The sequence below is a fragment of the Arthrobacter sp. Y3221087 genome (assembly GCF_059089905.1).
Genome location: NZ_JBNHFE010000005.1, coordinates 178,902 through 205,573, shown reverse-complemented (window position 1 = coordinate 205,573; position 26,672 = coordinate 178,902). Strand labels below are relative to the sequence as shown.

Below are 26,672 nucleotides of genomic sequence, written 5' to 3'. Positions count from 1 at the left end.
TTCGCTGGTTGGTGGTGCCGGTCCCGAAGGTTGTGGAGCCGGCTGTGATGCTGGGCTGGTCTGCGGGCACGCGTCCTCCTTTGGATTCCCTAGAAGAGTAACTTGTCCGGTCCACCGGGCCCGGCGGCGGCAAAGCACTAGGCTTTAAGCTGACTCCGATCCGCCACGACAGGACTTGCCATGAGTGATTTCGATACCGTTCCCGTCCACGCCATCCCCGACGGCGCCGTGGTGCTGGATGTCCGTGAGGACTATGAATGGGTGGCTGGGCACGCCGAGGGGGCTGTCCACATCCCCATGGACCAGATTCCCGCCCGGCTCGACGAACTCGACCCGGACGAGGACCTCTACATCATCTGCCGCACAGGAGGCCGCTCGTTCCGGGTGGCCCAATGGCTCACCGGCCAGGGCTACACCGCCATCAACGTGGCCGGCGGCATGGACCAGTGGCTGGAGCTCGGAAAACCCCTGGTCTCGGACAACGGGCTCAAGCCGATCGTCCTCTGATGCCCGCAACCTACGCCTTCCTCGGTCCCGAGGGAACCTTCACCGAGGCCGCCCTGATGCAGGTTCCGGATGCCGCGGCGGCCACCCGGATCCCGGCGTCGAACGTTAACGCTGCGCTGGACCTGGTCCGCGAAGGATCCGCCGGCGCCGCCATGGTTCCCATCGAGAACTCGGTGGAAGGCGGCGTGACGGCGACCCTGGACGCCATCGCCGGCGGCACCGAACTGCGGATCATCAGGGAGGTCCTGGTGCCCATCAGCTTCGTCCTGGTGGCCCGGCCCCGTGTCCGGCTGGAGGACGTGCGGCGTGTATCCACCCACGGACATGCGTGGGCACAGTGCCGGCTGTGGATGGACAGGCACCTTCCGGCAGCGGAATACGTGCCCGGATCCTCAACCGCTGCTGCAGCAATGGGCCTGCTGGCCGAGGACTGCCATTACGACGCCGCGATCTGCGCGCCACTCGTGGCCAGGGAACAGCGGGGGCTGTCCGTGCTGGCCGAGAACATCGGGGACAACCCGGGGGCCGTGACCCGCTTCGTCCTGGTCAGCCGGCCCGGCCTGCTCCCGGACCGGACGGGTGCTGACAAAACCACTGTGGTTGTTCCCCTTCCCGAAGACCGCCCGGGTGCCCTGATGGAGATCCTGGACCAGTTCGCGAGCCGCGGCGTGAACCTCAGCAGGATTGAGTCCCGCCCCACCGGGCAGTACCTGGGGCACTACTTCTTCAGCATCGACGCCGACGGCCACGTTGGCGACGCCCGGGTTGCGGATGCCCTCGCCGGCCTGCACCGGATCAGCCCCAATACCCGCTTCCTCGGCTCCTATCCGCGGGCCGACGGGCAGGAAACCGCAGAGGAAGCCCACACCTCCGATGCCGCGTTCGCTGCGGCGCAGGCATGGGTGGGGTCCCTCCTTGAGCCGTTGTCAGAAGCGGCGGAAAACGCTTCCACCGCTTCGCCCACAGCGTAGGCAATTGGCGTTCCGGGTACTTCCCGGGGCTGTGGACAGTGCGTATGCTTACTTGATCCACAGGGATGGCCCCTAATGAAGGGAGCGGGTCATGACTACCAGCAGCACCGAAAACGATGGCCAGGGAATGATCGTCAATCCCCGGCCCACCGCCGATAACCAGGACTGGGACGGTGACGATGCAGACCGTGCTGACCGCCTGCGCTTCGAAGAGGAACAGGCCATGATCCGCGAGCAGTCCGAAGCGCGTGCCGCAGCAAAGGCCGCCGCCGAAGCCGCGAAGGACTCAAGCGACTAGGGCGGAAGCCAGCCGTTTCCGCCATCTGGACAATCCAACACAAAACGTATCCGTCGCCCAGGCACCCGCCGGCCCTGCCGCCGTCGTCCTATATCTGGCCTTTGACCCTGATCAGCAGCGACCGTGGATCCACCTGCACGGTGAGCCGCGTGGCCTCACCCGACGTGTCGCCGTCGAGCTGGGTGGGCATGGGCTCGGGGCAATCGATGACCACCCGTCCGGAGCGGTAGACCGTCATGATCGGCAGCTTTCCGCTGTGCTTGAACATGATCTTCATATACATCAGCAGCCAGCCGAGGGCACTGCGCGGGCTCATCACCACCACGTCCAGCATGCCGTCGTCAATCATGGCCTGCGGGATGAAATCGATGCCGCCCGGCACCAGGCCGCAGTTGGCAAAGAGCACGCTGCGGATGTTCCGGACCTGTTCCGGGCCGCCGTCCAGCGAAATGGAGACCTTCTTCCGCCGGCCGGGAAGGTGCCGCATCCCGGCCTCGGTGTAGGCCAGCCAGCCCACGGCTTTTTTCAGCCCGTCATTCGTGTCGGCAAGGACCTCGGCGTCCATGCCGATGCCGGCGATGACCAGGAAGACGTGCTCGGAGGAGTGCCCGGTGCGGGAATTGACGATTCCCATCCGGGCCGTGTCGATGAAGCGTTGCCGGCCGAAAAGCGCAGTCTGGACGTTGCCCTGCAGATCATTGATGTCCAGCTCCACGTTGCGTGCCAGCAGGTTTCCCGTTCCCAGCGGAACGATGCCCATCGCCACGCCGGTATGCGCCAGGGACTCGGCCACTACCCGGACCGTGCCGTCCCCGCCGCCCACCAGGACGACGTCGGGCTTGGCCGCCAGGGCGGCCCGCGTCTGGGAATAGCCGGGATCGTCCACGGTGGTCTCGAAAAAGGCCGGCTCCTCCCAGCCCGCGCTGAGGCAGGCGCGGCGAATGGCGTAGATCGCCTCGTCGGCCCGCGTCTTGATGGGGTTCAGGATCACGGCAACCCGCTGCTGGGTGAGCCCGGATTCGTGCGCGTCTAAACCCATCACGCTGCGCACGTGGAGGGCCTTGAGCTTGCGCACGCCCCACCAGCTGGAAATGGCGAAGGCAAGCGCCACCCCGATCAGTAGGTAGAGAATCCAGTCGCTCATGGTGGTTCAACAGTAGCCCGGCGGAAGGTGGCCCGGTCCGGCGCGCTCCGTAACCGCCCGACGTCGTGCATTCTTTTGGATACCCTTGGATGGTGATCGACGTAAAAGACCTCAGCGAAAACCCGGACAAGTTCCGTGCCAGCCAGCGCGCCCGCGGCGCGGACGAATCAGTGGTGGACGCGATCATCGCCGCGGATTCCACCCGCCGGGCAGCGCTGATCCGCTTCGAAAACCTGCGCGCCGAGCAGAACGCTTTCGGCAAGAAGGTGGCCCAGGCCAAGGGCGAGGAGAAGCAGGCCCTGCTGGCCGAGGTCAAGGAACTGGCTAATTCGGTCAAGGCGGCCTCCGCCGAAGCCGATGCCGCGCAGACCAAGCAGGAGGAACTCCTGCGCACCATCCCAAACCTCATCGAGGACGGCGTTCCCGAGGGCGGCGAGGACGACTACGTGGTGGTCAAGACCGTTGGCACGCCACGCGAATTTCCCGACTTTGAGCCGCGAGACCACCTGGAGATCGGCGAGCTGATCGGTGCCATCGACATGGAGCGCGGCGCCAAGGTGTCCGGCGCACGCTTCTACTTCCTCCGCGGCGTGGGTGCCCGGCTGGAGATGGCGCTGCTGCAGATGGCCATGGACCAGGCCATCGAGAACGGCTTCATTCCGATGATCACCCCCACCCTGGTGCGCCCCGAAACCATGCAGGGCACCGGCTTCGATGTGAAGCACGACGCCGAGATCTATCGCCTCGCCGAAGACGACCTTTACCTGGTGGGCACCTCGGAGGTTTCCCTGGCCGGCTACCATGCCGACGAGATCCTGGACTTCTCGGCGGGCCCAATCCGCTACGCCGGCCAGAGCTCCTGCTACCGGCGCGAGGCGGGGTCCCACGGCAAGGACACCCGGGGCATCATCCGCGTGCACCAGTTCAACAAGGTGGAGATGTTCATCTACACCACGGTTGAGGAAGCCGCCGCCGAACACCAGCGGCTGCTGGCATGGGAAGAGGAAATGCTGGCCAAGTGCGAGCTGCCGTACCGGGTCATTGACACCGCCGCCGGCGACCTTGGCACCTCCGCCGCCCGCAAGTTCGACTGCGAAGCCTGGGTCCCCACCCAGGGCGCCTACCGCGAGCTGACCTCCACCTCCAACTGCACCACGTTCCAGGCGCGCCGCCTGAACATCCGCGAGCGGGCGGTAAATCCGGATGGTGTGGCCAAGGGCACCCGGGCTGTGGCCACGCTCAACGGCACCCTGGCCACCACCCGCTGGATTGTGGCGCTACTGGAGCACCACCAGAACGCGGACGGCTCCGTGAACGTCCCCAAGGCAATGCAGAAGTACCTGGGCGGCCTCGAGGTGCTGCCGGTCCTGTAGCCCTCCGGGTTTTCCAGGAAGTCCCCGTCTCGTGGTCCATTCCCCTTGTCATGTCGGGGGGAGAAGACCGTGCGGCGGGGACTTTTGCGGATCTACCCCCGCCGCAACGAGTTTGCGGCGCAGCCCGTCCGGGTCGGACAACGTCTTCCAATCCCACCGGACAACTTTGTAGCCGAGGGCACGGAGCCGGTCCTCGCGCTTTTTCTCGGCCAGAATCGCTTCCCGCGCACTCTGCCCACCCAGCAGGCCGTCGTCGAGGTACTTGGCGTCGCCGTCGAACTCACCGATTACCCCGAACTCCCGCCAGAAAAAGTCCGTCCGTGCAATGAAACCGTCGGCATCAGCGAATGTGCACTGAAGAGCCGGCGCGGGCAGCCCAACGACGTGCATGAGAACTCTGCTCCTTGATTCTCCAACCGACTCTGAGGCCTCATCGGCGAGAACAAGCACGTGCTCCACTCTGCGTCGCTTGGTTGCGGAGGTCAGGCGCGCCGCCGCTTCAGCCAGTTCTAGCCGGGTCAGCCTCTCGTCCTGCCGCCGGCGGGCTCCCAGCACCGCATCGGCCACAGCTACAGCTTCCGGAAGTTCCAACCGCACAATGCAGTCCAACACGGTTTGGAGCAATGAAGTCACCGTGTACCCGAGGTGCTGCGCCGTGTCCGCGGACCAGTAATGCCGGCTGACGCCATAGTTGCGGACATTCTCCAGGCCGCTCAGGCCCGTCTTGAGGTCCTTGGCGGCGCTTGTGGTGGGCGGAAAGCGGCCCGCCTTGTGTGGTGAAGCTGTGATGACGTGGATGTGGGGAGGAACTGCCGGGGTTGGCAGCTGCCAGATGCGCAGGGCGGTCAGGTAGCAAAATGTAGTTGCCGATCGCATGCGGCGACAGCAGCCACGGTTGTGGTGTAGCGCTGCCAGGGTTTGAGGGCGAGCCACGTGGTCTTGTCGAAATAGACGCCCGTCCTGACCCTGATCAGGGTGCCGGCGCTGTAACCACGGCTAAGGTTTCGGCTGCTTCCCGTGAGGGCACGACGACGGCTGGCGAGAATCAGGGCCGGGGGGTTCGAATTCCATGACCCCATGCTGGGATGGGTTGGACCTTCGCAGCTATGAGGGAGTGGCAGCATGTGGACAACGAGCTTAACAATCCCCGCTGCATGGGCTATTCCCCCGAACATGCGGCGGGGAAATGTCCACCTGCTGGGGAGCGCAAGGTAAACAGTCACACGGGGAACAACCTGTGAGTATTTACCCGGTGTTCAGCCAACCTGTGGCGCGCGTCCTACCGGGCGTCAGGGGTGTCTGTTCTACTAGATGGATGACAACGCTGACTGAAGCCTCAGTCGCCGGCAACGATGACCGGCGAGACAACCAGAACAACATTGAGGGCCAGAACGGCCGGAAGCTCATGGTGGCCCTGGACGTGGACGGCACGCTCGTGGACCATGACGGCCACATGTCGCCGGGTGTCCGGGAAGCGGCACAGGCCGTGGTGGGTGTGGGACACGAGGTGATGATTGCCACCGGCCGGTCCCTGAACGCCGCCCTGCCCATCATCGAGAAGATCGGCATCGAGCAAGGGTACGCGGTCTGCTGCAATGGCGGCGTGACCCTGCGCCTCCACCCCGAACTCGAGAACGGCTACGAGGTCATCCACAAGGCCACCTTCGACCCCGCCCCCGCCCTCCGCGCCCTCCGCGAACGCCTTCCGTCCGCCAAATACGCGCTTGAGGATGCTGACGGCAACTTCCTCTCCACCGAGCGGTTCCAGGACGCCAGCTTCGGGGTGGAAGCCGTTGGCGTGGATTTCCACACCATGCTCGAAGCCACGGCAGTGCGCGTCGTCGTCTTCAGCACGGAAAACACGCCGGAGGAGTTCAACGAGGCCATTGAGCACATTGGCCTGGCCGGGGTGACGTATTCCGTCGGCTGGACGGCGTGGCTGGACATCGCCGCGGCCGGCGTGACCAAGGCCAGCGCCCTGGAGAACCTCCGTCTCCAGCTCGGCATCGACCCGGACCTCACCGTTGCCATTGGCGACGGCCGGAACGACATCGAGATGCTTACATGGGCCGGCAGGGGCGTGGCCATGGGCCAGGCACCCGAGGAGGTCATCGCCGTCGCAGACGAGGTCACCAAGTCCGTGTTCGACGACGGCGCCGCCCACGTGCTGCGCAGCCTCCTGTAGGGCGCCCCAAGACGCCCTCCACTGCCGCGATTCCGGTCCCGGCCTGCAGCCAAGGCAGAATAGGAACCATGACCCTTACGACGTTCGCCCTCGTCCGCCACGGCCAGACTGACTGGAACGCCGAACGCCGGCTGCAGGGAGCCACTGACATCCCCCTGAACGACGTCGGCCGCGGCCAGGCGCGTGACGCCGTCGCCGTCCTCGCCCCCTACCAGTGGGACGCCATCGTCTCCTCGCCGCTGAGCCGTGCAGCGGAAACGGCGGACCTGATCGCCGAAGGCCTGGGCCTGGCCGTGGCCCGGCGCGTTCCGGAACTGACCGAGCGAAGCTTCGGCCCGGCCGAGGGCATGCAGGCAGGGCCCGAACTTGAGGCCCTGCGCGTCCCGGGCGGCTTCAAGGGCGCCGAGAGCGAGGACGAGGCAGCAACCCGCGGCCTCGCCGCGCTGGAAGCCCTCGCCGAGGAGTTCCGCGGCCAGCGGCTCCTGGTGGTCACGCACGGCACGCTGCTCCGCGTCACCCTGAGCCGCGCCACCGGGCAGACCCTGACGAGCGTCAACAATGCCGTCCTCAACCTGGCGCACCACCACGCCATCGAGGGCTGGCAGCTTGAATACTTCAACGGGGAACCTGTGCTGGCGGCCACCTCAAGCTAGCCACAGGCCCGACGGCGGCTTCCCCGGCTCAGCGCACTTCGAGGATCAGTCCCAGCAGCCGGGCCGCCGCCGGTCGGGCTGCGTGCTCCTCGTTCCACTGCGCCCGTGCCACCGCCTTGCTGACGGCCTGGGTGGTGATTCCCAACTCCTGCGCCACGGCCTTCTGCTGGCCCCGTACGCCGGGCGTCATCAGGTCGAGCACCCGCCACTCGGCGCCGGACCTGTCGCGAACAATATGGCCGAGCAGCCGGAGTACCGCCTCCGCGTCGTGCGCCACGTCCGCCCACGGACCCTCGACCGCCACGGGAACCCGCTCCTTGCTGCGGCGCAGCCGGTCCACCGCCCGGCGCGCATAGACGAGGCCGTGTCCCGAGGCGTCCTTGATCTGGTTTGGCAGCGGCTCGCTCACCGGTCCCGCGCCGATCCCCACGTACCATAAGCCGCTGCGCAGGGCGATCAGTGCTGCGTCCACCGCCTGGTGCGGGCAGTCGACGATGCCCTGCACCTCATCCTCCACGGAACGGTCAAAGTCCAGGCGCGCCGGAATATGCCGCAGGTCCTTGAGGAGCTGCGGAACCCGGTCCCCATCGCGCCGGCTGTCCGTTTGATTGATAGTCAGCGTGAACATTCTGGGTACACACTACCCGGTGGTAGGAAGCCCGGAACTTCCGTGTTACGACTGGTCAAGCCGCATGACGGACCCGATCCTGCCACCAACAGTTGCCTCGGCCCGGCCCATCTGTTGCGATGGAGTGACGGCTGCCGGAAGGCGGCGGACGCGACGTGAGGATGGCTATGACCGGCAGCATGGGGCAGGAAGAGACAGGGCAGGAAGAACTCGAACTCGTGGACCGGTGGTGGCGGGCCGCCAACTACCTTTCCGTTGGCCAGATCTACCTCCGCTCCAACCCGCTGCTGCGTGAGCCGCTCACAGCGGAGCACACCAAATCCAGGCTGCTGGGGCACTGGGGGACCACCCCGGGACTGAACTTCGTCTATGCACACCTGAACCGCGTGATCCGCCGCGACTCCACTGAGATGCTCTTCGTGGCCGGACCCGGCCACGGCGGCCCCGCCGTCGTCGCCAATGCCTGGCTGGAAGGCACGTACTCCGAAATCTACGCCCACGTGGGCAACGACGCCGAGGGCATGGCGGAGCTCTTCCGCCAGTTCTCCTACCCGGGCGGCATCCCCAGCCACGCCGCCCCGGAGAGCCCCGGCTCCATCAGCGAGGGCGGTGAACTCGGCTACTCGCTGGCCCACGCCTACGGCTCGGTGTTCGACAACCCCCAGCTGGTCACCGCCGTCGTGATTGGCGACGGCGAGGCCGAAACCGGGCCGCTGGCCGCCAGCTGGCACTCCCACAACTTCCTGGACCCGGCAGCCGACGGCGCCGTGCTGCCCATCCTGCACCTCAACGGCTACAAGATCGCCAACCCCACCGTTCTGGCACGGATGCCGGAGCAGCAGCTGGAACAGCTGCTGCGCGGCTACGGTCACGAGCCGTACTTCGTCACTGTGGACGACCCCGATGCCTTTGAAAAAGCGCACCGCGACTTCGCCGAAGCGCTGGACCGGTGCATGGCGGACATCCGCGCCATCCAGGACGCCTACCGGGTCCCCGCCGAAAATTCCGAAAACCGGGATGCCGCGGACCAGGCAGCGCCGCGCTGGCCCATGATCGTGCTGCGCTCGCCCAAGGGCTGGACCGGGCCGCGTAGCGTTGACGGGAAGCAGGTGGAGGGCACGTGGCGCAGCCACCAGGTCCCGCTCTCGGAGGTGCGGACCAACGGGGACCACCTGAGGCAGCTCGAGGAGTGGCTGAAGTCCTACCGCCCCGAAGAACTGTTCGACGGCGGCGGGCGGCTCCGGCCCGATGTCGCCGAGGGGGCGCCAACCGGAAACTTCCGGATGAGCGCCACGCCGCACGCCAACGGCGGCCTGCTCCGGCGTGCACTGAAGTTGCCCCAGTACCGGGACCACGCCGTGGAGGTCGCAGCCCCCGGCACGGAACGGGTCAGTCCGATGATCACCCTGGGCTCATGGATGCGGGACGTCATTTCCCTGAACATGGAAAACTTCCGGCTCTTTGGCCCGGACGAGACGGCGTCAAACCGGCTGCAGAACGTCTACGAGGTCACGGACAAGGTGTGGCAGTACCGGATCGACGACGCCGACGAGCACCTTGCGCGGTCCGGCCGGGTCATGGAAATCCTGAGTGAGCACCTGTGCCAGGGCTGGCTCGAGGGCTATCTGCTGACCGGCCGACACGGGGTTTTCAGCTGCTACGAGGCGTTCATCCACATTGTGGACTCCATGTTCAACCAGCACGCCAAGTGGCTGAAGGTGCACCGCAAGCTGCCGTGGCGCCAGCCGGTGGCGTCGCTGAACTACCTGCTGTCCTCGCACGTCTGGCAGCAGGACCACAACGGGTTCTCGCACCAGGATCCTGGGTTCATCGACCACGCGGTGAACAAGAAGGCCGAGGTCATCCGGGTTTACCTGCCGGCCGACGCCAACACCTTGCTGTCCGTCATGGAGCACTGCCTGGCGTCCACGGACTACGTGAATATCGTGGTCAGCGGCAAGCAGCCCTCGCCCACCTGGCTGGGGCCGGCAGATGCCGCCAACCACTGCCGCCGTGGCCTCGGGATCTGGACGTTCGCGGGGTCGGAGGTGCCGGGCGAGGAGCCCGACGTCGTCCTTGCCTGCGCCGGCGACGTCCCCACCGTGGAAACCGTGGCAGCGGCGGAACTCCTCCGCGAAGGTGCCCCCGGACTGAAGGTCCGCGTGGTGAACGTGGTGGACCTGATGCGCCTGCAGGACTCGAGCGAGCACCCGCACGGGCTCCCGGCCCGCGACTTTGACGGGATCTTCACCGCTGACAAGCCGATCATCTTCGCGTATCACGGCTATCCGGCGCTGATTCACCGGCTCACGTACCACCGCGCCAACCAGGAAGGCCTGCACGTGCGCGGCTACAAGGAGGAGGGGACCACCACCACGCCGTTCGATATGGCCATGCTCAACGGCATCGACCGGTTCCAGCTCGCCATCGACGCGATCGACCGCGTTCCGGGGCTGGCGGAGAAGCACTCGCTCCTCCGGCAGGACCTGCAGGACCGGCGCATGCGGGCGTGGGAGCACACCCGCACCCACGGCGAGGACCCGGAGGAGATCAGGAACTGGAAGCTTGGGAGCTGACCAGATTTAGTCCACTAGCTCTTCCAGAGCGCACGATGGCAGGTGGATCCACCCCTCACTGCGGGCGGCTGCTGTGTCTTCACCGTCGGGCAGGAGCGTACGACGGCGGGCCACGGCGCGGGCTGTGAGGGAGGCGACGACGGCGTCAAACAGGTCGTCCGATCCGGCAAGTCTGTCCGCGTGCCCGGCCAGGTCCAGCCAGGGCGCCTGGCTTCGCAAGGCGTCCAGCAACACGCCGAGCCGTTCCGACTCGGGAACGCCGCCTCCTTTGTAGCCGCGGCCATTGAGTCCCCAGATCTTCAGCGAAGCTGCGGGGTAGACCTCCGCCAGCCGGCCGGAGCCGTCCCTTGCCTGCGGCCCGTGGAGTGCCGCGATCTTCGCCTGGATCACGGCGCAGCGCATGGCGGGATGGGCCAGCCGGTCCGCGGAGACGCTCAGCGGGATGAGGCCTGTGCAGGCGGTGACGAACCGGTCCGTATCGCGGTAGGCAAGGAGGCGCCGGCCGGCTATGCCGTCGTGCGCAAGGACCGGACCGGCGTCGAAGGCTGCGTGCCCGGTGAGGAACGGTACCAGCGCGTCCGGCCAGCCCACGGGACAGTCGACGCCGGCCATGTCGGAGGCGCCGAACAGGTCCACGATCCCCTGGTCGTCCACATCGAGCGCCAGGTGCACCAGCTTTGCTGCACCACCGACCCACTCGATGACTGCCACCGCAGTCTTTTTGGTGGCCGCAGCCAGGTCCACGCCGAGCGTCTTCACGTGACCAGACTCTACCTCCGGCTGGTATGCCCCGGCGTTGGACACCGCGGTGCCGAGCACGTTGCCGAAACAGTGCCCGGCGCCTGTCTTCTGGTGGTCGAGGACGCCGGGCATAACGCCTAACTCCTGGGTCAGGAATTCCTAGGTCAGGCCGCGTGGTAGGTGAGGGCCCCCGGAATGCCGCCCGCTTCACCCAGCGCATCGCCACGGGCGAAGCCTGCCCAGAGGGCCCGCAACTGCCTGCCCACCGCGTCCACCTCGTCCCAGCCGGCACCGGCGATCAGGCCCACGCCGTCCCAGGTGGTGCGCGTGCCGAAAAGCAGCGGAAGGTCAATGGTGTGGGCAGCACCGAAGATGTTGCCCGGGGCGTGCCAGTGCAGGATGTAGCGGTGCGCCCGCCCGCCTGCGCGTGCATGGCGGCGGGCGAACTTCCGCGCCGCCCTGCCGTACACGGTTTCGGTGACCACCCGGTCCACAGCGCGCACCGCCGCAGCTCCCACCACGGGAACGCCTTCCACCCGCATCAGCAGCGGGTTCCGTGGCAGGAACAGCCGGGCTTCCTCCGAGGTATGTCCAATCAGCACGTCGATTCCCGGGGCGGAACGGTTCCAGGCGGCCTCGATGTCCTTTTCTTCGGGCAGCGGCTCGTGCCCGTACTGGGTTCCGAAGGGCATCGCCGCCAGCATCCCGAACCTGCGGGCCACCTGGGCAACGTGCGCTTCCCGCTCCACCACCTCCATGGGTGAAGTGTCCTCAGTGACAGCTTCGGCCGCGATGCCCATGGCGTGGTTCATCTTCGCGCGGCCCCGGGCGATGCCCAGCGGTGCGCTCTGGATGATGGCCCGTTGAAAGAGCGACGGCGCTTCCGGCGTGGCCATGAGGTGGGCGATCGCATCACCGCCGGCGGACTGGCCGAATGCGGTCACCCGGCCGGGGTTGCCGCCGAAGGCAGCGATATTCCGCCGCACCCACCTGAGCGCTTCCAGCTGGTCCAGCAAACCAAGGTTTCCGGGCCGGCCGTTGTGCGTGGCCAGGAATCCGAACAGTCCCAGCCGGTAGGTCACGGAAACCACCACCACGCGGTTCTCGGCCACCAGCACGGCAGGATCGAAGATCGCGAGGTCGCCCGAACCGGTGGTGTAGGAGCCGCCGTGGATCCACACCATGACGGGCAGGCGCTCATCGGCGGCAACATTCCCGGGCATGGTGATGGACAGGTTCTGGCAGTCCTCGCTGCCGGGAAGTTCGCCGTAGCGGGTGCCCAGTACGTCGTCAAGGAAGGGGACAGGGCCCTGCGGGCACGCCGGCGCCAGTGAGGTGGCGGAGAAGGTTTCCGTCCAGTCCGGGGCCGGGACGGGCGGCTGGAACCTGGCGGCGGTGGCATAGGGGATGCCGGTGGCGCGGAGGACGTTTCCATCCCGCCAACCGAGCACGGGGCCGCACGGGGGATGGAAGGTAGCCTCGGAAATCACAGGTCCACGATTCCACATGTTCAAGATGGCGGGGCAACAGAAATCCCCGCCTCCTGGACTATTCCCCCTTGCACGATGCGGGGATCTGTCCAGCAGACGGGGATTTGTGGGGATTAGTGGCCGGTGGGCACGTAGCGCTTGATGGAGGCTTCCAGCTCTGCCTCGGCGGCGGCGCGGTCGCCCCAGCCCTCGGCCTTGACCCACTTGCCCGGCTCCAGGTCCTTGTAGCGGGTGAAGAAGTGCTCGATTTCCTTGATCAGGAACTCGTTGACGTCGCTGACTTCCTGGATGTGGTCGAAGCGGGCGTCCACGGGGACGCACAGGATCTTGGCATCTCCGCCGCCGTCGTCGGTCATGTTGAAGACGCCGATGGGGCGGGACTCGACGATGACGCCCGGGTGCAGGTCGAAGTCCTGCAGGAGCACCAGTGCGTCCAGGGGATCGCCGTCCTCGCCGAGGGTGTTTTCGAAGTACCCGTAGTGGGTGGGGTACTGCATGGCGGTGAAGAGGACGCGGTCCAGGCGGACGCGGCCGGTCTCGTGGTCAACTTCGTACTTGACGCGCGATCCCTTGGGGATCTCGATGGTCACGTCGTGCTTCATGGAATGCTCCTCGGCGATTGCAGGGGGTGCGCGGCACACTTGACGGGCCCACAAAAAGGAGTGTCCGTGCCGCCGACTACAATTGAGGATATAGCGAGAGGCCCTGGAATCAGGAACTTGTGGGGAAATTTCAGGACTTGAGGACCAGCACCAGCATGACCAAAACAACCGGCACGGATCCGTGGCCTGACCGCATCCGCCGGAATGTCAAAAGCGGCGGGGAGGGTGTCCGCCGCACCTGGCCGCTGGCCGTGCTCACCGCGCTCCTGGCGATCCTGGCCATCCCCGCCGTGCTGCTCGTGGCCCCCGGATTCCTTGGCCCGGAACCGCCCGCCCCGGCGCCTGCCGCGCCGGAATGGCAGCAGGCCCCGTCAACTCTTTCCCCGCGCCAAGGACTTGCCGCTTTGGACGCATCCGCAGCGGTTCCGTCCCGGGAAGCGCTCACCGCCCAGGTGGATCCCCTGTTGAAGGCCGACGGCGGCGGCACTTTCACGGGCATCGTCCAGGATGCGCTCACGGGCCAGGTCCTCTTCGACAGGGGCGGCTCCGAAGGCCGCGTGCCGGCGTCGAACATGAAGCTCCTGACGGCGATGGCCGCGCTGCGAACCTTGGGCCCGGACCATCGATTCAGCACAACCGTTACTGCCGGTTCGGCCGCTGGCCAGGTGGTTCTCACGGGCGGCGGGGACGTCCTGCTGGGCCCGGGGGAATCCGACGTCGAAGGGGTGCTGGGCCATGCCGGCCTGGCCACCCTGGCGGCCCGGACGGTCGAAGGGCTGCAGGCACGTGGAACAATCGGCGAGGTCAAGGTCCTGGTGGACGATTCCCTCTTTACCGGGCCGGCCCTCAACCCTGCCTGGCAAGAGGGCGATATTGCCGCCGGCGAGGTGGCGCCGCTCTACCCGCTGGCGCTGAATTCGGCACGCTTCGATCCTGCCGTCACCATCGGGCCGCGCCCGCAGGACTCGGCCATCACGGCCGCGGAAGTGTTTGCGGCCCGGCTGCGGGAAGCGGGTGCGGCCGCGGGACTCACTGTGGCGGCCGGCGTCGAACGTTCACCGGGGGCAGGCCAAGGTGGGGCTGGTGCGGACCCAGCAGCCCTGGCGGAAGTGGAATCAGCCACGGTGGCCCAGCAGGTTGACTTGATGCTGCAGGAATCGGACAACTACCTGGCGGAGGCACTGGGCCGGCTTGCTGCCCTTGCCACCGGCCAGCCCGGCAGCAACGACGGCGCCACGGCGGCTGTCCGCGCGCAGGTGGCAGAGGCCGGAGTCCCCGCGGAGTCCATGAAGCTTGTTGATGTGTGCGGGCTCGCGATGGGCAACCAGGTCTCCGCCCGCCAGTTCGCCGAGGTGGTGCGCACCATGACGGCCGGCACTGACGGCAGGCTCCGGGAAGCGCTGGACGGGTTCCCCGTGGCGGGGCTGACCGGCACCCTGGACACGCGGTACGGGGAAGGCACCACGGCGGGCGGCGCGGGGCTGGTGCGGGCCAAGACCGGCACCCTGAACACCGTCCTGGCGCTGAGCGGCTATGTAGTGGATGCGGACGGCCGGCTGCTGGTGTTCTCCTTCATCGGCAACGGGCTCACCCCCGGAGCCGCCGGCAACAAAGTAGCGCTGGACAGGGCGGCCACGGCCCTCGCCGCCTGCGGCTGCCGCTAGGATTCGCGGCGCGCCCGTTCTGTGGCCGCCAGCCGTGGCAAGGCTGTGTAAGTTACCGGACCCCTCTGGTTCGCCGGTCAGCGAACTTAAGGACGATCCCCGGCCTGCTGTGTTCTGATGGGACCTATGGAGTCCATTGCACGCGAGTCCGCATCGACCTTGCCCTCATCGGACGGGTCAGAAGCCCTGTCCACGAACGGGCAGTCCACTAGTGCGCAGCCCAACGCTGCCCAGCCAGTCACTGCCCAATCCCTGATCAACTGGGATCTCGCGGCCTCGGCTGCGGCGCGGCTTGCTCCCGCCGGGCCGGTCCTGGACCAGGCGGAAATCGGGGAAGCCGTGGACAGCCTGCGCCGGCTTGCCGACGCCTCGGTGTCCCACGTCCACGAAATCACCGGGCTCGAAGCCGCCAGGGACCTGCGGGACTCCACGGTGCTGGTGGTGGACAGGGCATCCTGGGCGAAGGCCAACACCCAGAGCTTCGCGGTGATGCTGAAGCCCGCCATGGAGAAGATGCTTGAAAACCGCCGCGGCTCCCTGAGCCCTGCGGCCGCCAGCGTCAGCGGTGCCATCACCGGAAGCCAGTTGGGCGCCGTCCTGGCCTTCCTGTCCAGCAAGGTGCTGGGCCAGTACGATCCCTTCGCCGCCATGGCCGAAGGGTCGGCTGCGCCATCGGGCGGCAGGCTCCTGCTGGTTGCGCCCAATATCGTTTCCGTGGAGCGCGAGCTTAATGTCACGCCGGAGGATTTCCGCCTGTGGGTGTGCCTGCACGAGCAGACCCACCGCGTGCAGTTCGCCGCGGCCCCGTGGCTGCGGCACCACATGCTGCAGCAGATCGACGAACTCAGCGGGCACCTGCTCAACAACGTCGACTCGCTGATGGAGCGGGCCACCGCGGCCGCCCGGTCGCTGAAGGACCGCTCGGCCACCGGTAATACGCCGGGCCGCGGCGCCATCCTGGACCTGCTGCAGGATCCGGAGGAAAAGGCCGCCATCTCGCACCTCACTGCCGTGATGAGCCTGCTGGAGGGGCACGCGAATGTGGTGATGGACGCCGTCGACGCCAGCATCGTGCCGTCCGTGAAGACCATCCGGCAAAGGTTCAACGACCGCGGCAAGGACCGCGGCGTGATCGAGAAGTTCATCCGCAACCTCCTGGGCCTCGATGCCAAGATGCGCCAGTACTCCGACGGCGCCCGGTTTGTCCGCGCCGTGGTGGATGTTGCCGGGATGGAAGGGTTCAACCGGGTCTGGGAGTCGGTGGACCACCTGCCCACCGAGCCTGAAATCCACGACGCCAAGCTGTGGCTTGAGCGGATGGGACTGTAATTGCCTGACGCTGCGCCTGACGTTGTACCTGCAGCCGCCGCTGCTGCAAACGTTCCCAGCGGACGACGCCGGCCCGGCAGGCTCGCGCCCGTCGTCGGCACCGCGCGCAAAATGCTGGGCGACGCTCTTGCCCAGGCCGGCTACCCCGGGCACCTCTTGGTGGCCTGCAGCGGCGGGCCGGACTCCCTGGCGCTCGCGGCCGTCGCAGCCTATTTCGCCCGCCGCGGGCATGTTGACGGCCACCCCGTGACGGTGGGTGCGGTGGTGGTTGACCACCAGCTGCAGGAGGGTTCGGACCACGTGGCCGCACGCACCGCGGCGGCGCTCAAGGACCTGGGGCTGTCCCCGGTGGAGATCCGCACCGTGACGGTGGCAGGCGCGGGCATGGGCCCGGAGGCTGCAGCCCGGGAAGCGCGGCACGAAGCTTTGGAAGCGGCGGCTGCCGGCCAAGGCGCGGACGCGATCCTGCTCGGGCACACGCTCGATGATCAGGCCGAACAGGTCCTGCTGGGGCTTGCCCGCGGCTCCGGAACCCGTTCCCTTGCCGGCATGCGGCCGGCCCGCCAGGGCCAGGGAAACAGCATCCTGCTCCGGCCTTTCCTGAACCTCCGGCGGGCGGACACCGAAGAAATCTGCGCCGTGGAGGAACTGGAGCCGTGGCACGATCCCACCAACACCGACCCGTCCTTTGCCAGGTCCCGCACCCGGGTTGAAGTCCTCCCGCACCTTGAGGAGAAGCTGGGCCCCGGCGTCGCCGAATCCCTCGCCCGTACGGCCGCCATCCTGCAGCTCGACGCCGACTACCTCGAGAATGTGGCGGAAAGCACTTACCTTTCCCTGGCGGAACGGAACGGACAGGACGTGGCTTTGCCGGAGGAGTCGTTGCGTGCTTTGGCCCCCGCCATCCGCTTCCGCGTGATCGCCAAGGCAGCGGCCGACGTCGGCGGGCAGCAGCCCAGCTACCAGCGGCTCGTTGCGGCGGAGGCGCTGCTGCGGCGGCAGGGTTCCGCGGGTCCCGTCCAGCTTCCGGGCGGGGTGGGCGTGTACCGGTTGTCGCTCGCTGAACTCGAAAGCGCAACGGATGCTGCACCTGCACTGCCGGACGGTGCGGAGCCCGGATCCGTTCCCCGTGGAGGGCCGGGCTGTGGGAAGCTAGTGTTCCGGCATCAAAAACCGCCCACAAAATAGTCGCACCCCGCATCTACACAGGAGCCATTGGTGGATTCAAACGACGTCCAGGCAGACCTCAAGCACGTTCTCTACACCAAGGAACAGATCCAGCAGCGGATCACCGAACTCGCAGCCCAGATCGACAAGGACTACGAGGGACGCGAAATCCTCATCGTGGGTGTGCTCAAGGGCGCCGTCATGGTCATGGCTGACCTGGCCCGGGCGCTGCACAGCCACATCTCCATGGACTGGATGGCTGTCTCCTCCTACGGCTCCGGCACGCAGTCCTCCGGCGTGGTGCGCATCCTCAAAGACCTCGATACGGACCTGATGGGCAAGGACGTGCTGATCGTCGAGGACATCATCGACTCCGGCCTGACCCTCTCCTGGCTAAAGACCAACCTGGAATCGCGCGGCACCGCGTCCGTGGAAATCTGCACCGCATTCCGCAAGCCCACCGCCGCCAAGGTGGAAATCGACGTCAAGTACGTGGGCTTCGACATCCCCAACGAGTTCGTGGTGGGCTACGGCCTGGACTATGCCGAGAAGTACCGCAACCTGGACTTCGTGGGCACGCTGGCCCCGCACGTTTACGAGTAGGCCATGGAACTCGGCGCGTTCTCGGTAGGCCTCGCCGTGGAGGACCTTTCGGCGTCCATGGAGTTCTACGCGAAACTGGGCTTTGCGCAATACGCCGGGGATCCGGCCCAGAACTGGGTGATCATGAAGAACGGCCACGCGAACATCGGGCTGTTCCAGGGGATGCTCGAGAAAAACGTGCTGATTTTCAACCCGGGCTGGAACCAGGAAGCCGAAGCGCTCGGCTCGTTCACGGATGTCCGTGAACTCCAGCGGCAGCTGAAGGCCCAAGGCGTCAGGTTCGACGCCGAGGCGGACGAGGCAACGGCGGGCCCCGCAAGCGCGATCCTGGCAGACCCGGACGGCAACCCCGTTTACCTGGACCAGCACGTGTAGGTGCCGGTGTGCACCCGGCAGTCCCCGGGCCGGCCCTTGTGCCCGTACGCCCATAGGGAACTTTTGCTTTTCACCATGCGTGATCTACTCCGGACGGTGTATAGCTAGAAGCTGACGCAGCACCATCACGCGCGCAGACTACTCGCCGTGCAGCACTACCAGAAGGGACGGGGCCAGCCCCCGAACAGATGAAAGCTAAGAACTTTTTCAAGGGCCCGGGCATCTGGATCGTCGTCGTGGTCGGTCTGCTCCTGGTGGCTTTTGCGACGCTGGCTCCCGGCGGTGCGGCACGGATCGACACCGACAAGGGCCTTGAACTGCTGGCCGGCGACCAGGTGGAGCAGGCAAAGATCTTCGACGGCGAAAACCGCGTTGACCTGACCCTCAGGGACAACCTGAACCTGGACGGCCAGGACAAGGGCAAGAGCGTCCAGTTCTTCTTCGTGGACGCCCGCGCCGAGGACGTGGTCAAGGCTGTCACCGATGCCCGTCCGGCCCAGGGCTACACGGACCAGCCCATCGAGAGCAACTGGTTCTCCGGCCTGCTGTCCCTTCTGATCCCCGTCATCCTCCTTGGCGCACTCTTCTGGTTCCTTATGACCCGCATGCAGGGCGGCGGCTCGAAGATCATGCAGTTCGGCAAGTCCAAGGCCAAGATGGTCAGCAAGGACATGCCGCAGGTGACCTTCGCGGACGTCGCAGGCTCGGACGAGGCAGTCGAGGAACTGCAGGAAATCAAGGAATTCCTGCAGGAACCCGCCAAGTTCCAGGCCGTCGGCGCCAAGATCCCGAAGGGTGTGCTGCTGTACGGCCCTCCGGGTACCGGTAAGACCCTCCTGGCCCGCGCCGTCGCCGGCGAGGCAGGCGTTCCCTTCTTCTCCATCTCCGGTTCCGACTTCGTGGAAATGTTCGTCGGTGTTGGTGCCTCCCGCGTCCGCGACCTCTTTGAGCAGGCTAAGGCCAACTCCCCGGCGATCATCTTCGTCGACGAGATCGACGCCGTGGGCCGCCACCGCGGTGCCGGCATCGGCGGCGGCAACGATGAACGCGAACAGACCCTTAACCAGCTGCTGGTTGAGATGGACGGCTTCGACGTCAAGACCAACGTGATCCTGATCGCTGCCACCAACCGTCCCGACGTGCTGGACCCCGCACTGCTCCGCCCGGGCCGCTTCGACCGCCAGATCGGCGTTGAGGCCCCGGACCTGATCGGCCGCGACCAGATCCTGCAGGTGCATTCCAAGGGCAAGCCGATGGCCCCTGGTGTCGACCTCAAGGCAGTTGCCAAGAAGACCCCCGGCTACACGGGTGCGGACCTGGCCAACGTGCTCAATGAGGCCGCCCTGCTCACGGCCCGCTCCAACGCCAACCTGATCGATGACCGTGCGCTGGACGAGGCTATCGACCGCGTCATGGCCGGTCCGCAGAAGCGCAGCCGCGTGATGAAGGAACACGAGCGCAAGATCACCGCCTACCACGAAGGTGGCCACGCGCTGGTGGCGGCCGCGCTGCGCAACTCCGCACCGGTCACCAAGATCACCATCCTGCCCCGCGGCCGCGCCCTGGGCTACACCATGGTGGTGCCGGAGAACGACAAGTACTCCGTGACCCGCAACGAACTCCTGGACCAGATGGCCTACGCCATGGGCGGACGCGTTGCCGAGGAGATCGTCTTCCACGATCCGTCCACCGGCGCCTCGAACGACATCGAAAAAGCCACCGGCACCGCCCGCAAGATGGTCACCGAATACGGCATGAGCGAGCGCGTGGGTGCAGTCCGCCTGGGACAGGGCGGCGGCGAGCCGTTCCTGGGCCGCGACGCCGGGCACGAGCGCAATTACTCGGACCAGATCGCGTACGTGGTGGACGAGGAAGTGCGCCGCCTGATCGACCAGGCCCATGACGAGGCTTACGCCATCCTTACCGAGAACCGCGACGTCCTTGACCGCCTTGCCCTCGAGCTGCTGGAACGCGAAACGCTGAACCAGGCCGAGATCGCAGACATCTTCCGCGATGTCCGCAAGCGCGACTTCCGCGAGGTGTGGCTCTCCAAGGAGACGCGGCCGGTGCAGATGGCCGGTCCCGTGGAATCGCCACGTGAACGGGCCGAACGCGAGGCGCAGGAGGAAGCCAAGCAGGCCCGCCTGGACGAGCCGCTGGACGCCCAGCCGCCGCATCCGCAGGGCGTTCCGGAAGACGCTCCGTTTCGGGGCGGCGTCCCCGAATCGGGGCCTGACGCCCTTCGCGGCTAAGCTTTCTTCGTGACTTCCTTCGACGACGACGACGTTCCCACCTCCGCCGGCACCCCGGCGGAGGACCGTTCCTCCCATTCCAAGCACCAGAAAGTGGACCGGCCAAGGATCGAGGCGGCTGTCCGCGAAATCCTGCTGGCCATCGGCGAGGACCCCGACCGCGGCGGCCTGGTTGACACCCCGAAACGGGTGGCCAAGGCCTACGCGGAAGTGTTCGCGGGACTGCATCATGACCCCGCGGACGTCCTGTCCACCACCTTCGACCTGGACCACGAGGAACTGGTCCTGGTCAAGGACATCCCTTTCTACTCCACCTGCGAGCACCACCTGGTGCCGTTCCACGGGACGGCCCATGTGGGTTACATCCCCTCGCATGACGGAAAGGTCACCGGGTTGAGCAAGCTGGCCCGGCTCGTGGATATCTACGCCCGCCGCCCCCAGGTTCAGGAGCGGCTCACTACTGAGATCGTCGAAGCGCTGGTCCGCCACCTCAATCCGCGTGGTGCCATCGTTGTTGTCGAATGCGAACACATGTGCATGTCAATGCGCGGTATCCGCAAGCCCGGAGCGAAGACCGTCACCAGCGCGGTCCGCGGGCAGCTTCATGACCCGGCCACCCGTGCCGAGGCCATGAGCCTAATCCTCGGAAGGTAACCAAACAGACCATGGATTCACTAGCTGCAGCCCCGGGAACCGGGCCCGCAACATCACCGCTGCCCATCCTGCGCAAACCGCGCCCGGCAGCGCGCTTCGAAGACCTCCCAACCGGCCGCACCCTGGTCATGGGAATTTTGAATGTCACGCCCGATTCCTTCAGCGACGGCGGCAAGCATGCCAGCGCGGACAGTGCCATCGCAGCCGGCCTGCGCATGTTCTACGCCGGAGCGGACATTATCGACGTCGGGGGCGAATCCACCCGACCCGGCGCTGAGGACGTCAGCCCGGAAGAAGAGCAGCGCCGTGTCATTCCCGTCATTGAGTCCCTGGTCAAGGCGGGGGCGCTGGTCAGCATCGACACCACCCACGCCTCCACTGCCGCTGCCGCAGTAGCCGCCGGAGCGGCGATCATCAACGACATCTCCGGCCTCAGCATTGAACCGGAAATGGCCGAACTCGTGGCCGCTTCCAAGGTCCCGTACATCCTCACGCACCGCCGCGGCGACGCCCGCACCATGAATTCCCTTGCGGAATATGCGGATGTGGCCGGTGAAGTGGTGGCCGAACTCGCGGGCGTGCGGGACAAGCTTTATGCCGCGGGTGTCAGCCAGGACCAGATCATCATCGATCCCGGCCTGGGCTTCGCGAAGAACGACGCGCAGAACTGGGAGCTCCTGCAGAACCTGGACCAGCTGGACAGCCTGGGCCACAAGGTCCTGGTGGGTGCGTCCCGCAAGCGGTTCCTGGGAACCCTGCTGACCGTGGCCGGCAAGTCCGCTTCTCCCGAGGAGCGCGACGCCGCCACCGCCGCGATCACGGCGATCTGCGCCTACCGCGGTGCCTGGGCGGTCCGCGTGCACGACGTCGGCGCCAGCCTGGACGCCGTCAAGGTCGCCGCCCGCGTGGCGGCAGCATCCACAACGACGTAAGGGCCGGGGGACCCATGGACAGGATTACGCTGACCGGTGTGACCGCCGTCGGCCATCACGGCGTTTTCGATTTTGAACGCCGCGAGGGCCAGCCCTTTGTGGTGGACGCGGTGCTGTACCTGGACTTCGCGAAGGCGGCGGAATCCGACGACGTCAGCGACACCGCGCACTACGGCGAGGTTGCGCAGCGTATTACCGAATGGGTCTCAGGTGAACCGCTGAACCTGATCGAAGCCCTGGCTGTAAGGATTGCCGACAGCCTGCTGGAGGAATTCCCGCTCCGGGCGGTGGACATCACCGTGCACAAGCCGCAGGCGCCCATCGAGGTACCCTTCGGCGATGTGGCAGTCTCTGTCCACCGCGAAAAGCCCGTGCACCGGGAACAGCCGGCCCGGAGGGAACGGTCCCTGCACGGGGAGAGGCCCGTGGAGGGGGATACGGCGTGAATGCCGGCTATGCCAAGGTGGTGCTGGCCCTTGGCAGCAACCTGGGGGAGCGGAACGACACGCTGTCAGAAGCGGTGGGTGACCTCGTTGACCCGCCGGAAGTGCGGCTCCTGGACGTGTCCCCGATCGTCCAGACCAAGGCAGTGGGCGGCCCGCCCGGCCAGCCCGACTTCCTGAACATGGTCATTACGGTGGAAACCAGCCTTTCCCCGCTCGAACTGCTGGCACACTGCCATGCCGTGGAGAACAAGCACCACCGGGTACGGGAGGTGCGCTGGGGGCCGCGGACGCTCGACGTCGACATCATCACCTACGGGGACCTCCGCAGTGACGACCCCGTGCTCACGCTGCCGCATCCCCGCGCCGCCAGCCGGGCCTTCGTCCTTTACCCCTGGTCCCTGATTGAACCTGCCGCAACACTGGAGGGTGAACGCATCAGTACGTTGGCTGCCCGTGCCGACGACTTCGACGACCTGGCGCCGTTCGACGGCTTTGGGGATTTCGACGGGATGCCCACGGCCGGGGCGGTGGAGGAACGATGAAGCCCATCAGCCCGCTGCGCCTCCTGGTAATCGGCGTCATCCTGGCCGTTGCCGGATGGTCTGCCACGGTGGTCACCAGCCGGTACAGCTTGGCCACTCCGGTCCTGCCTGCCACCGCACTCGCCACCATGGGTGTGATCGTGGCCATCACCCTGATCCTGGGCATTCGAGTTTTGCGGTGGCGCAGCAGTCTGAGGGACAGCACGAAGAAGAAGACTGTGCTGGATCCGCTCCTGGCCGCCCGCACCCTGGTCCTCGCCCAGGCCTGCGCCTACGCCGGCACCGTACTCCTGGGCTGGCACGTGGGTATTTTCCTGGACCAGCTGCGCATCTGGAGCCTCCGCAGCGACCAGGGCATCACCTGGCTGGCCCTGGCCATGGCCGGCGGCGGGCTGGTGATGATCGTGGTGGGCCTGCTGGTGGAGCGCTTCTGCCGGATCCCGCCGGAGGACGGCGACACCAAGGGCGTGGACGGCAAGCCCGGCCGCGCGGTCCGCGGGGAAGCCACGGGGGAAGGCGAATATGCATACCGAGGCAATTGATCCGCCGGGCATCGACTGGCAGCGGGTATCGCCCAAGTACGTCACAGTCCGCCTGGTGGAGTGGGCCCTGGGCAATGTGGTGGCGGTGCTGCTGCTGTCCCTGCCCCTGGTGTTGGTTCTCCAGGGCTGGTGGATCTGGCCACCGCTGTGGCTGGCCATTGCCGTTCCAGCCGTGATGCTGGTGGTGGCCATCTGGCGGCTGGTGCTGATTCCGCGCCAGGTCCGGGCCATTGGCTATGCCGAACGGGATGACGACCTCCTGATCCGCACCGGGATCTTCTTCCAGCGCACCCTGGCCGTTCCGTACGGCCGGATGCAGTACGTGGATATCGGGGTGGGGCCGGTGGAACGCGGGCTTGGCCTGTGCACGCTCAAGCTGCACACCGCTTCGCCCGGAACCAACGCCAGGATCCCGGGCCTGCCGGCAGCTGAAGGTGCCCGGCTCCGTGAACAGCTGGCAGCCCGGGGCGAAGCCAGGCTGGCAGGGCTGTGACCGCTGACGGGCGGATCCCCGGCCCGGGTGAGCCGGCAAACGCGCCCCTGCCTGCCGCGTTTCCGCCGCCCGCTCCAGGCCATCCGGCGTCCGACGGCGAGTGGCTGCGCGTGCACCCCGCCTCGCCGTTCGTCCGCGGCTGGGTGGCGCTGGCCGCGATAGGTTTCTTCTTCGGCCGCGACATTTTTGAGCGGTCCCTCCAGGGCCGGCCGGTGTTCGAGGAAGAGCTGGCGGGCCGGGCGCCCTTCCTGCTGGCCGGCGGCGGGACCTTGCTGCTGCTCACCGTGCTGGGTTTCGTCCTGACCTGGTACTTCACCAAGTACCAGATATCCGCCGGCTACGTCAGGGTCAACACCGGCTTCCTGTTCCGCCAGCAGCGGCAGGCGAGGCTGGACCGGGTGCAGGCCATTGATATCGTCCAGCCGCTGCTTGCCCGGATCTTCGGGCTGGCCGAACTCAGGTTCGAGGTGGCGGACGCCGGGGAGTCCGCGGTGCGCCTGGCCTACCTGAAGATCGACGATGCCCGGCAGCTCCGCGCCACCATCCTCGCCCGGGCTGCCGGTGTGGACCCCGGCCCGGAAGGGACTGGCGAGGCCGCGCCCGAGGCGCCGGAACTCCCGGTACTTGCGGTGCCGCCGTCGCGCCTTGCCGGTTCGCTGCTGCTCAGCGAGCAGAGCTTTTTCGTGGCCTTGGGCGCTGTGGCGTCCGTGGTCCTGTCCGCCGTGACGGACAACCAGGGGTTCTACCTGTACCTGATCCCGGCGGCTCTGGGCCTCGCGGCGAGCTACTGGAACCTGTTCAACAAGGGCTACAACTTCACTGCCGCCATCTCGCCGGACGGCATCCGGCTGCGGTACGGGCTGCTGGACACGCAGGCGCAGACGCTCCCGCCCGGCCGGATCCAAGCCCTCAAGATCACCCAGCCACCGCTGTGGCGCCCCTTCGGCTGGTACCGGATGCAGGTCAACGTTGCCGGCTACGGCCTGGTGGAGAACGCGGGGGAGGGCACTTCACGCACCACGCTGCTGCCCGTGGGGAAGCTCGACGACGTCATGAGCATGCTCGCACTGGTGCTGCCCGATCCCGGAACGGACCAGCCGGCTGCAGTCTTTGGAGCCGGCCTCACCGGACTGGGTTCCGACGGCGGCTTCGTCACCACTCCGCGGCGCGCCCGGCTTCTTGCCCCTTTGGGCTGGCGCCGGAACGGGTTCAGGGCCACCGGCACTGCCCTGCTCATCCGGTCCGGACGGTGGTGGCGGGAACTTGTGGTGGTGCCGCACCAGCGAACCCAGTCCATGGCGCTGCACCAGGGACCGCTGGCCCGCCGGTTCCGTGTTGCCGACCTGGTCCTGCACACCACGGCCGGTCCGGTCACGCCCCGGCTTGCCCAGGCGGACAGCCACCAGGCGCTCGCGTTGTTCGACGCCCAGTCAGCCCGGGCCAGGCTCGCCAGGAAGCGGCAGACCACAGAACAATGGCTTCGGCAGGTGGCCCCGGCGGGGATGGAGCCGGCACCGGCTCTAGTTGATCCAGCACCGGCGGCAGTTGAGCCGTCGCCGCTGGTCCAGCCTGCGGAAGCCCCTGCCCACGATCAACAGGAAGGCCGCCAGCATGGCTAAGCCCGGACGCCTGGGCGTCGGAATTATTGGTGCAGGGAAAGTGGGGGCGGTCCTTGGCGCCGCCTTGCGCGCTGCCGAACACGCGGTCGTCGGGGTGTCTGCGGTGTCTGACGCAAGCCGTGAGCGGGCCGAATCGCTGCTTCCCGGTGTCCCGGTCCTGCAGGTGCAGGAAATAGTGGAGCGCGCCGAACTGGTCCTGCTCGCGGTGCCGGATGATGCCCTGCCGGATCTCGTGGACGGGCTGGCCACCCTGGGTGCATGGCAGCCGGGCCAACTGGTGGCACACACGTCGGGCCGGTTCGGCGTGGGCGTCCTGCATCCCGTGCGCGCCGCGGGTGCGGTTCCGCTGGCGCTCCATCCGGCCATGACCTTCACCGGGATGAGCCTTGACCTCACCCGGCTGCTTGACTGCACCTTCGGGGTCACGGCGGACGCCGCCATGCTACCGATCGCCCAGGCGCTGGTGGTGGAGATGGGGGCGGAGCCGGTGGCCATCGCCGAGGCAGACCGCACCCTCTACCATGCAGCCCTGGCGCACGGGTCAAACCACCTGGTTACCCTGGTGGCGCAGGCTTCCCAGCTACTGGGCGAGGTGGGCGTCGAGCAGCCTGAGCGCATGCTCGGCCCGCTGCTGCGCGCCACCCTGGAGAACGCACTGGCCTCGGGTGAGTCAGCCCTGACCGGACCGGTGGCGCGGGGCGACGTCGGAACGGTGCGGGCGCACGCGGAGGCTCTTCGGGAGTACGACGGCGGCGGGCAGGGAGATGTGCTGGAGGCCTACCTTTCGATGGCCCGGGCCACGGCGCGGCGGTCCGAAGGGCGTGGACTGTTGAAGCCTGATCAGCTGGAAGGGCTGCGACGCGCCCTGGAACAGGGGGAGGACTGA

27 protein-coding genes are annotated in these 26,672 nt (G+C 67.1%); 21 read left to right on the top strand and 6 right to left on the bottom strand.

Translation table 11 applies throughout. The features are described from left to right. The first annotated feature begins 180 nt into the window (after positions 1 to 180). The 3 genes from AC5RUO_RS16040 to AC5RUO_RS16030 all read left to right on the top strand — a co-directional run bounded on the left by AC5RUO_RS16040 (position 181) and on the right by AC5RUO_RS16030 (position 1,776). The gene (locus AC5RUO_RS16040) at positions 181 to 507 is read left to right on the top strand and encodes a rhodanese-like domain-containing protein (protein ID WP_494011902.1); all 327 of its coding nucleotides are present in this window, start codon (positions 181 to 183) and stop codon (positions 505 to 507) included. Further along, positions 507 to 1,478 carry a prephenate dehydratase gene (gene pheA, locus AC5RUO_RS16035; protein ID WP_494011901.1) on the top strand — a complete coding sequence of 324 codons (972 nt, stop codon included), beginning with the start codon at positions 507 to 509 and terminating at the stop codon, positions 1,476 to 1,478. The genes AC5RUO_RS16040 and pheA overlap by 1 nt, the downstream gene beginning before the upstream one ends. A 91-nt stretch (positions 1,479 to 1,569) precedes the next feature. Next, positions 1,570 to 1,776, top strand: coding sequence for a hypothetical protein (locus AC5RUO_RS16030; protein WP_494011900.1), 207 nt, complete (start codon positions 1,570 to 1,572; stop codon positions 1,774 to 1,776). An 88-nt stretch (positions 1,777 to 1,864) separates the two neighbouring features. Here AC5RUO_RS16030 and AC5RUO_RS16025 read toward each other — a convergent pair whose 3' ends face one another. Continuing rightward, on the bottom strand, positions 1,865 to 2,920 hold the full coding sequence (locus tag AC5RUO_RS16025) for a diacylglycerol/lipid kinase family protein (protein WP_494011899.1): 1,056 nt from the start codon (positions 2,918 to 2,920) through the stop codon (positions 1,865 to 1,867). Between the two features lie 92 nt (positions 2,921 to 3,012). Here AC5RUO_RS16025 and serS point away from each other — a divergent pair, with 92 nt between their 5' ends. After that, the gene (gene serS, locus AC5RUO_RS16020) at positions 3,013 to 4,293 is read left to right on the top strand and encodes a serine--tRNA ligase (protein ID WP_494011923.1); all 1,281 of its coding nucleotides are present in this window, start codon (positions 3,013 to 3,015) and stop codon (positions 4,291 to 4,293) included. Positions 4,294 to 4,341: 48 nt separating this feature from the next. Here the strand turns inward: serS and AC5RUO_RS16015 are convergent, their stop codons facing one another. Further along, positions 4,342 to 5,169 carry a hypothetical protein gene (locus tag AC5RUO_RS16015; protein ID WP_494104024.1) on the bottom strand — a complete coding sequence of 276 codons (828 nt, stop codon included), beginning with the start codon at positions 5,167 to 5,169 and terminating at the stop codon, positions 4,342 to 4,344. 439 nt (positions 5,170 to 5,608) lie between these two features. Here AC5RUO_RS16015 and AC5RUO_RS16010 point away from each other — a divergent pair, with 439 nt between their 5' ends. Both AC5RUO_RS16010 and AC5RUO_RS16005 read left to right on the top strand, forming a co-directional pair. Beyond that, a complete protein-coding gene (locus AC5RUO_RS16010) occupies positions 5,609 to 6,478 on the top strand; it encodes an HAD family hydrolase (RefSeq protein WP_494104023.1) in 870 nt (289 codons plus the stop codon). Between the two features lie 68 nt (positions 6,479 to 6,546). Further along, positions 6,547 to 7,131, top strand: a complete 585-nt coding sequence (locus AC5RUO_RS16005; protein ID WP_494011896.1) for a histidine phosphatase family protein — start codon at positions 6,547 to 6,549, stop codon at positions 7,129 to 7,131. Positions 7,132 to 7,159: 28 nt separating this feature from the next. Here the strand turns inward: AC5RUO_RS16005 and AC5RUO_RS16000 are convergent, their stop codons facing one another. Further along, a complete protein-coding gene (locus AC5RUO_RS16000) occupies positions 7,160 to 7,759 on the bottom strand; it encodes a hypothetical protein (RefSeq protein WP_494104022.1) in 600 nt (199 codons plus the stop codon). Positions 7,760 to 7,926: 167 nt separating this feature from the next. On the opposite strand from AC5RUO_RS16000, the gene AC5RUO_RS15995 reads away from it, so the two are divergent. After that, the gene (locus AC5RUO_RS15995; RefSeq protein ID WP_494104021.1) at positions 7,927 to 10,335 is read left to right on the top strand and encodes a phosphoketolase family protein; all 2,409 of its coding nucleotides are present in this window, start codon (positions 7,927 to 7,929) and stop codon (positions 10,333 to 10,335) included. A gap of 6 nt (positions 10,336 to 10,341) precedes the next feature. Here AC5RUO_RS15995 and AC5RUO_RS15990 read toward each other — a convergent pair whose 3' ends face one another. From AC5RUO_RS15990 to AC5RUO_RS15980, 3 genes are all read right to left on the bottom strand, one after another. Continuing rightward, positions 10,342 to 11,094 (bottom strand): DUF429 domain-containing protein, encoded by a 753-nt coding sequence (locus AC5RUO_RS15990; RefSeq protein ID WP_494104036.1) that lies wholly within the window; start codon positions 11,092 to 11,094, stop codon positions 10,342 to 10,344. A 146-nt stretch (positions 11,095 to 11,240) separates the two neighbouring features. Next, positions 11,241 to 12,566, bottom strand: a complete 1,326-nt coding sequence (locus AC5RUO_RS15985) for a carboxylesterase family protein (RefSeq protein WP_494104020.1) — start codon at positions 12,564 to 12,566, stop codon at positions 11,241 to 11,243. A gap of 113 nt (positions 12,567 to 12,679) precedes the next feature. Further along, positions 12,680 to 13,168: an inorganic diphosphatase gene (locus AC5RUO_RS15980; protein ID WP_013599443.1), complete on the bottom strand. Its 489-nt coding sequence runs from the start codon at positions 13,166 to 13,168 to the stop codon at positions 12,680 to 12,682. A 155-nt stretch (positions 13,169 to 13,323) separates the two neighbouring features. On the opposite strand from AC5RUO_RS15980, the gene dacB reads away from it, so the two are divergent. The 14 genes from dacB to AC5RUO_RS15910 all read left to right on the top strand — a co-directional run bounded on the left by dacB (position 13,324) and on the right by AC5RUO_RS15910 (position 26,672). Beyond that, the gene (gene dacB, locus AC5RUO_RS15975; RefSeq protein ID WP_494104019.1) at positions 13,324 to 14,832 is read left to right on the top strand and encodes a D-alanyl-D-alanine carboxypeptidase/D-alanyl-D-alanine endopeptidase; all 1,509 of its coding nucleotides are present in this window, start codon (positions 13,324 to 13,326) and stop codon (positions 14,830 to 14,832) included. Between the two features lie 126 nt (positions 14,833 to 14,958). After that, positions 14,959 to 16,161, top strand: a complete 1,203-nt coding sequence (locus tag AC5RUO_RS15970; RefSeq protein ID WP_494104018.1) for a zinc-dependent metalloprotease — start codon at positions 14,959 to 14,961, stop codon at positions 16,159 to 16,161. Between the two features lie 111 nt (positions 16,162 to 16,272). Continuing rightward, positions 16,273 to 17,349, top strand: coding sequence for a tRNA lysidine(34) synthetase TilS (gene tilS, locus AC5RUO_RS15965; protein WP_494104035.1), 1,077 nt, complete (start codon positions 16,273 to 16,275; stop codon positions 17,347 to 17,349). A 30-nt stretch (positions 17,350 to 17,379) separates the two neighbouring features. Beyond that, entirely contained in the window at positions 17,380 to 17,931 is a 552-nt protein-coding gene (gene hpt / locus AC5RUO_RS15960; protein WP_009358389.1) for a hypoxanthine phosphoribosyltransferase, read from the top strand. 3 nt (positions 17,932 to 17,934) lie between these two features. Then, the gene (locus tag AC5RUO_RS15955) at positions 17,935 to 18,306 is read left to right on the top strand and encodes a VOC family protein (RefSeq protein ID WP_494104017.1); all 372 of its coding nucleotides are present in this window, start codon (positions 17,935 to 17,937) and stop codon (positions 18,304 to 18,306) included. 188 nt (positions 18,307 to 18,494) lie between these two features. Continuing rightward, on the top strand, positions 18,495 to 20,558 hold the full coding sequence (ftsH, locus tag AC5RUO_RS15950) for an ATP-dependent zinc metalloprotease FtsH (RefSeq protein ID WP_494011887.1): 2,064 nt from the start codon (positions 18,495 to 18,497) through the stop codon (positions 20,556 to 20,558). Between the two features lie 9 nt (positions 20,559 to 20,567). Next, on the top strand, positions 20,568 to 21,212 hold the full coding sequence (gene folE / locus AC5RUO_RS15945; RefSeq protein WP_494011886.1) for a GTP cyclohydrolase I FolE: 645 nt from the start codon (positions 20,568 to 20,570) through the stop codon (positions 21,210 to 21,212). A gap of 11 nt (positions 21,213 to 21,223) precedes the next feature. After that, the gene (folP, locus tag AC5RUO_RS15940; RefSeq protein ID WP_494104016.1) at positions 21,224 to 22,144 is read left to right on the top strand and encodes a dihydropteroate synthase; all 921 of its coding nucleotides are present in this window, start codon (positions 21,224 to 21,226) and stop codon (positions 22,142 to 22,144) included. Between the two features lie 14 nt (positions 22,145 to 22,158). Further along, positions 22,159 to 22,590: a dihydroneopterin aldolase gene (gene folB / locus AC5RUO_RS15935; protein ID WP_494104015.1), complete on the top strand. Its 432-nt coding sequence runs from the start codon at positions 22,159 to 22,161 to the stop codon at positions 22,588 to 22,590. After that, positions 22,587 to 23,132 (top strand): 2-amino-4-hydroxy-6-hydroxymethyldihydropteridine diphosphokinase, encoded by a 546-nt coding sequence (gene folK, locus AC5RUO_RS15930; protein WP_494011883.1) that lies wholly within the window; start codon positions 22,587 to 22,589, stop codon positions 23,130 to 23,132. The genes folB and folK overlap by 4 nt, the downstream gene beginning before the upstream one ends. Then, a complete protein-coding gene (locus AC5RUO_RS15925) occupies positions 23,129 to 23,674 on the top strand; it encodes a DUF3180 domain-containing protein (protein WP_494104014.1) in 546 nt (181 codons plus the stop codon). Before folK ends, AC5RUO_RS15925 begins: the two co-directional genes overlap by 4 nt. Continuing rightward, positions 23,655 to 24,167 (top strand): PH domain-containing protein, encoded by a 513-nt coding sequence (locus AC5RUO_RS15920; RefSeq protein ID WP_494011881.1) that lies wholly within the window; start codon positions 23,655 to 23,657, stop codon positions 24,165 to 24,167. The genes AC5RUO_RS15925 and AC5RUO_RS15920 overlap by 20 nt, the downstream gene beginning before the upstream one ends. Next, on the top strand, positions 24,164 to 25,786 hold the full coding sequence (locus tag AC5RUO_RS15915) for a PH domain-containing protein (protein WP_494011880.1): 1,623 nt from the start codon (positions 24,164 to 24,166) through the stop codon (positions 25,784 to 25,786). Before AC5RUO_RS15920 ends, AC5RUO_RS15915 begins: the two co-directional genes overlap by 4 nt. Beyond that, entirely contained in the window at positions 25,779 to 26,672 is an 894-nt protein-coding gene (locus AC5RUO_RS15910) for a Rossmann-like and DUF2520 domain-containing protein (protein WP_494011879.1), read from the top strand. Before AC5RUO_RS15915 ends, AC5RUO_RS15910 begins: the two co-directional genes overlap by 8 nt.